Annotated in this window: 4 protein-coding genes; 1 reads left to right on the top strand and 3 read right to left on the bottom strand. The window is 36.9% G+C overall.

Annotated elements, in window-relative coordinates; all coding sequences use genetic code 11:
• Positions 1-137: 137 nt before the first annotated feature.
• From H4J63_RS19360 to H4J63_RS19350, 3 genes are all read right to left on the bottom strand, one after another.
• Positions 138-902 (bottom strand): YdcF family protein, encoded by a 765-nt coding sequence (locus H4J63_RS19360; RefSeq protein WP_182198054.1) that lies wholly within the window; start codon positions 900-902, stop codon positions 138-140.
• A 54-nt stretch (positions 903-956) separates the two neighbouring features.
• Positions 957-1,844 carry a LysR family transcriptional regulator gene (locus H4J63_RS19355; RefSeq protein WP_002961689.1) on the bottom strand — a complete coding sequence of 296 codons (888 nt, stop codon included), beginning with the start codon at positions 1,842-1,844 and terminating at the stop codon, positions 957-959.
• Between the two features lie 426 nt (positions 1,845-2,270).
• Positions 2,271-4,640 (bottom strand): GGDEF domain-containing protein, encoded by a 2,370-nt coding sequence (locus H4J63_RS19350; protein ID WP_182198052.1) that lies wholly within the window; start codon positions 4,638-4,640, stop codon positions 2,271-2,273.
• A 290-nt stretch (positions 4,641-4,930) separates the two neighbouring features.
• Between H4J63_RS19350 and pyrC the strand changes: the two genes are divergently transcribed.
• A complete protein-coding gene (gene pyrC, locus H4J63_RS19345) occupies positions 4,931-5,983 on the top strand; it encodes a dihydroorotase (RefSeq protein WP_182198050.1) in 1,053 nt (350 codons plus the stop codon).
• Positions 5,984-6,150 lie beyond the last annotated feature (167 nt).

Below are 6,150 nucleotides of genomic sequence, written 5' to 3'. Positions count from 1 at the left end.
TTTTTGCTATGTCTAAACCAATTGTTGTAATCTTCATTTTGGTCTTCTCCCTTTGATTATTGTAACCACTTTAATCATGGCACATAGATGCCGTATAGGGAGGAGACCATTACATCAGGTTAGTTAGACGAAATGAGCTACAGTGCCTCTGGATCTACCCAGCGGCGCAGACTTATCCAAGTGTTTCCTACTACTTCGTGACTGTATTGCGTAACCACAAGTAAGGCATGAGCATTGGGAATAAACTGTTTGCTCCATGGAAGTGCAGCAAAATTATGATAATCAGTGGCGGCGGTTATTACTTCAACACCTTGAGCATTGAATAAGTTTTTGGCGCGGGGCATGTGCAGCACAGATGTTACTAGCGCGACTTTAAAATCAACTAATTTAGGTGCTAATAATTTAGCTTCTGCTGCGGTATCCATCGCTTTAGGATTTTGGAGTATACGGCTTTTATTAATTCCTAAACTAATTGCTGTTTGATACATAAGCCCGCTATTAGTGATATTTTGATAACCCCCGCCTGAAACTATAAGCTCTGCATTAGGGTAGTGCTTTGCTAGTTTTACACCTTCTACTAAGCGCGTTAACGCACAATTACCTAATTGATTATTAGCACTGAGTGCAGGATTTGGGTTTATATCGCAACCTAGTACAACTATTTTGTCTATTTTTGGATGCTTTAAAGCATAAAATGCAAGCGAAGTAGGTTCATTATTGTGGATAATTAAATTGGCGATAAAGGGGGTGCTCAATGCAAGTAATACAATTAAGCTTAAAGCAGATAATAAGAGAGCTGATTTGCGACCTTTAAATGCGAGTAGGAGCATCAGACACGCAAATAAACCAAATAGAGGCAGTGGCATAAGTAAACCACCAATAATTTTTTTAATAACAAACATAAGAGTTAAACGCTGTAGAGTTAATTACAGCGATATTACTCATTATATTGATGATTATCGACCGTTATTTAACTTACACGTATTTAAAAAGTGACGATAAACAGGGTTGTCTTTCATGTCTTTTTTCATTGCTAAATACATAGGACGAGTAAGGCCAAGAGCACCCAGAGGAATTGACTTTATCAAGCCTTGGCTTTCATAAGGTGTAACTAGCCAATCAGGTAAAGCGGCAACGCCCATGCCGGCACTTACTAGTTGAAAAATAAGTAACCCTTGATCAACCGTTTTTAACGTACCGTCAAAACGTGCATTTTGAATGAAATGCTTAAATATATCTTGGCGTTCACGTGGGATTGGGTATGAAATAATAGTTTCGTTTTTTAAATCAAGCGCTGTTACATACGCTTTTTTAGCAAGTTCATGATCCGGTGCCACAATAAGCTTCAATTTAAAATCAAATAAGTGCGCGTACTCTAATGTGTCGGGTTCACGTATGTCAGATGTTAAAACTAAATCGAGCTCATCGCTTAGTAAGTCAGGAATAGCGTCGTAACTAAAGCCGCGCTCGTAATCAATTTTTATATCAGGCCAAAAGTTATTAAATTCTTTAATAGTAGGCAATAACCAATGAAAACATGCATGGCATTCCACACTTAAACGCAGTTGAGAAATAGGTTGATTTAAGCTTTCTTTCAAACGGCATTTAGTCGCTTCCATTTTTGGTAATATTTCGTGAGCCAACTCAAGTAATAGCATTCCCTGAGGGGTAAAGCGGACTGGTTGAGTTTTACGCTCAAATAATTGGCAATCTAATTTATTCTCTAAATCTTTGATTTGATGAGATAAAGCAGACTGTGTCAAAAATAACTCTCGTGCCGTATTAACCAAAGATCCTGTTTCTTTTAGGGTTGCTATGGTTTTTAAATGTTTAATACCAATCATCTTTAAAAATTCTCATGGGAAAAGTGAGTTCAGCTCAGATTAACCACATACTACGCCTATACAAAAAACGTTTCAACGTCTAGATGGCTAAAATTTTGCGATTTATTGTGGTTTATTGCAGTTTGTTGCTATGAATCGCGAAAATATTAAAATTAGTAACGATAAAAGTCATTCGAAAACTGGTTTGATGAGTTTTAGATGAGTTTGCTTCATGTTGTCTTTTAAGTATATCGATTGCGGTGTGCTTCACCTCAGTGTGAATTTTGACTATATAAATAACTGTGTGGGGTGGGGGTGGGGGGTTGTTGAATGGTTACTTTAGATTGTGGTTTAAAAAATAGAGTCGTTTTGCCTTTTATCTATAGTTTAGGTCAATGGATGAGTATATACGTAATACCTAAGCCAGCGACCTACTCGCTGGCTTTTTTATAAGGGCTTATTAATAAGTAATATGGCTTCTTTGGCTGTGACCGGTTTTGACTTTAAAAAACCTTGGCCATAGTCACACGCGGTGGATTGTAAAATGGCTAATTGTTCAAGTGTTTCTATCCCTTCAGCAACAACCTCAAGTTTTAATGATTGCGCAAGTGATAAAATGGCTTCAACAAGTGGGTTGGTGGAATCTTGTAGGTGGTCTATAAAACTTTTATCTATTTTTAAAATATGGATAGGCAGTTGGTGCAAGTAGCCCAGTGCTGAATAACCCGTTCCAAAATCGTCAAGGCACAATTTTACTTTTAAAGGTGAAAGACCTTCTATTATTTGAGTGGCGAGTTCTAGATTTTCTATTAAGCCTGATTCGGTAATCTCTAAACATAAAGAACCCAGAGGTAATTGGTACTTATTATAAATAGAATGTATTTGCGCTACAAAATCGAGGCTTGCAAAATGTCGTGACGACACATTAACCGTTACTTTCAAAAAGCGATGGCCTTGTTGGTGCCAATTTGAAATCTGCTGAGCGGCTAAATCAAGCAAATGTAAATCAAGGTTTATAATTTGCCCTGTAGTTTCAGCTATCGGTATAAAGTCATTAGGGGGTACAAATCCTTTTTTAGGATGATGCCAGCGCACAAGTGCTTCAAAACCAATAACCTCACTTGTGGTAATTGTAAAAATTGGCTGAAAATAGAGTTCAAATTCGTTGTGTTCTATACCGTGTTGCAAGTCGTTTTCGATATCGGCATGGGTTTTAAGTTTTTTACGCATCGTGTTATTAAAAAACTTAACTTGTCCACGCCCGGTGGATTTTGCTTCATACATAGCAGCATCAGCTTGTTGCAGTAATATATAAGCTTTATCGTTTATGTTGTCGGTATAGGCAATACCAATACTAGTAGAAGCTTGAAGTAAGTGGCTATCTACATTAAGAGGTTTTGATAATGCGCTTTTAATTCGGTTTAAAGCTTCATTAACTTGGTTTTTATGCGTGATGTTTTCCATAAAAATTGCAAATTCATCGCCGCCTAAACGTGCAAATGTATCCGTGCTTCGTACTGTACCTTTAATCAAGTCGCATATTTTTATAAGGAAGTGGTCCCCAACTTCATGCCCGAGCGAATCATTAATACTTTTAAAACGGTCAAAGTCTAGATACAACAGGGCATGGCTAGTACTCTTTTTAGCACGCGTTAAACGTAAAATAGCATGCTTTATTCTCTCAATGAGTAATGAGCGGTTAGCAAGGCCGGTAAGCTCGTCATGCAATGCTTTATGCTCGAGCTCTTGTCGGGCTAGTTGTCTATCAATTGCCATACTTATTTGGCGACTTACGTAAGTTAGAAGAGCGCTGTCGTGTTCGTTGTATTGCAGTGTTTTATCGTAGCTTTGTACAACAATAACACCGCTTATACGATCACTTGTTTTAAATGGAACACCCAACCAAGACTCTGATTGTCTGCCTACCATTTTAAAATCACCGTTATCTATATGACTTTGAAAGGCATCTTTATTGAGTAATAAGGTTTGCTCTGTTTGCAGTAGGTAATATGAAGCAGTGTCTTTTAGCTGTTCTTTAGATATTTTTTGATGTGTTTTGGTGTTTATGCCTTCTTCGACTATATAAACAAGGTCAAGTATATCTACTTTTTTGTCATATAAAGCGATAAAAAAGTTATCAGCGAGAAGTAAATTATTGATAATTGAATGAAGGGCTTCAAAAAACGTATCTAAGTCGTTAGCTTTATAGGTTAGATTTGCTATTTGTAATAAGCTATTTTCTAATTTTTGTGCGTTGTTAAGTTGTTCAACTGTTTTCTGTAAGCTATTTACCGTATTTACTTGGTTAATTTTAGCACTGAGTAAGTGGGCAACTGTTGTAAGAATTTCAAGATGTGCGTTTGTAAAGTAGCCTTTAATAGGATGCTCACAATCAATAACACCTAAAACTTGTTCTTTATATATAAGAGGGACGCATAGTTCTGATTGGGCAGGGCGTTCATCTGCGATATAACGGCTATCTTTTGTTACATCATCGATAATTACGGCTTTACCAGTAGTTGCAACAGCCCCAGTAATTCCTTCACTAAAACGTATTACTTTACGTTCGGCTTGATATTTGTCACGGGCGTGAGCAATACCCATCGAGGCAACTTGATTTAATGTATTTGCTTTATTATTAGCAAGATATATAACACAATCAACAAATCCTAAACGGTTTACAACATGCGTTGTAACATACTCAAATAACTCTTCTAGTGTATCGAGTTGTAATAAGCTAGATGAGAACTGATTGATAATACTCAGTTGATCAGTTTTTATTTCAAGTGCTCTTGAGGCATCATTTTTGTAAGACATAGGCAATTTATATTATTCTTTTTATTTTTAAATACGTAGCTAAGTTAACCTAATCTTGGATTTTGTACAAAATAAAGCGATGAGTGGTTTTAATTGGCTGTAAATTATTATGACGAATGGCTTTAATTAATTGTAAGTAATAACAATGGCTAATCCCAATTGAATTGGAGTATTAAGCTTTAATTACACAACTCGGTAATGTCATCAACATATGCATTATTTTTAATAAAATCTTTACTCGAAAACATCATATGCCTATGATCGAATAAATTCAGCCTTGGAACAAAGTAATGACAAGCAATAATACAAACTCTGTAACAACCCTTACTATCACTCGCCCAGATGACTGGCATGTACATTTACGTGATGGCGACCAGCTAAAGGATACTGTACGAGACATTAGTAGATACATGGGTCGCGCTATTATTATGCCAAACCTTGTTCCGCCGGCAACATGTACTGATACCGCTCTTTCCTATCGAGAACGTATTATGGCAGCAGGCCCACAAGGTGCCTTTGAGCCTTTAATGGTACTTTACCTCACTGATAAAACGACACCAGATGAAATAAAGAAAGCAAAAGCAACGGGCAAAATAGTAGCTGCAAAGTTGTATCCTGCTGGCGCTACAACCAATTCTGATTCGGGTGTTACATCAGTCAAAAATATTTACCCGGTTTTAAAAGCAATGCAAGAAGTAGGTATGTTGCTGTTAGTACACGGAGAAGTTACTGATTCATCAATTGATATTTATGACCGTGAAAAAGTATTTTTAGATACGATTTTAGGGGATGTGGTAAGTGACTTTCCTGAACTTAAAATTGTACTAGAGCATATTACAACTAAAGATGCAGTAGAGTTTGTAGTTAATGCACCTCGCAATGTAGCAGCAACAATTACAGCTCATCATTTACTTTATAATCGTAATCATATGTTAGCGGGTGGAATTCGCCCACACTATTACTGTTTGCCAATCCTCAAACGTAACATTCACCAGCAAGCATTAATGGCCGCAGCTATAAGTGGAAATAAAAAGTTTTTCTTAGGAACTGATTCTGCACCACATTATAAAGATAAAAAAGAAGCTGCTTGTGGTTGTGCTGGTGCATATACGGCTCATGCCGCAATTGAGTTATACGCTGAAGCATTCGAAGATGCAGGAGCTCTGGACATGCTTGAAGGATTTGCAAGCCACTTTGGTCCTGACTTTTATGAGTTGCCGCGTAATGCCGATACAATAACATTACAAAGAAAACCATGGGACGTACCTGCAAGTTATACCCTAGGCGACTCTGAAGTTGTGCCTATAAAAGCAGAAGATACTATTGATTGGTCTGTTAAATAGTTAATATTTTATATTTAAACCAAAAGCCGCTTAATTTTTAAAGCTGTCTCTTATACACAAATCCCTGCTAAGAAATTAGCGGGGATTTTTTTGAACTAAATCTCAATGTCATGATCAGATCTTCAAATCTTGTTTGAGGGCACATTATGATTAACGAACATACTCAT

This window comes from Pseudoalteromonas sp. 5Ae-yellow (genome assembly GCF_014077565.1).
Taxonomy (GTDB): domain Bacteria; phylum Pseudomonadota; class Gammaproteobacteria; order Enterobacterales; family Alteromonadaceae; genus Pseudoalteromonas.
Note: the sequence above shows the minus strand (reverse complement) of the source record. Positions and strands in the feature narration are given on the sequence as shown.

Excerpts from the sequence above, each read along its gene's own strand:
- pyrC (WP_182198050.1), top strand. The coding sequence starts at position 4,931 with ATGACAAGCAATAATACAAACTCTGTAACAACCCTTACTATCACTCGC.
- H4J63_RS19355 (WP_002961689.1), bottom strand. The coding sequence starts at position 1,844 with ATGATTGGTATTAAACATTTAAAAACCATAGCAACCCTAAAAGAAACA.
- H4J63_RS19350 (WP_182198052.1), bottom strand. The coding sequence starts at position 4,640 with ATGTCTTACAAAAATGATGCCTCAAGAGCACTTGAAATAAAAACTGAT.
- H4J63_RS19360 (WP_182198054.1), bottom strand. The coding sequence starts at position 902 with ATGTTTGTTATTAAAAAAATTATTGGTGGTTTACTTATGCCACTGCCT.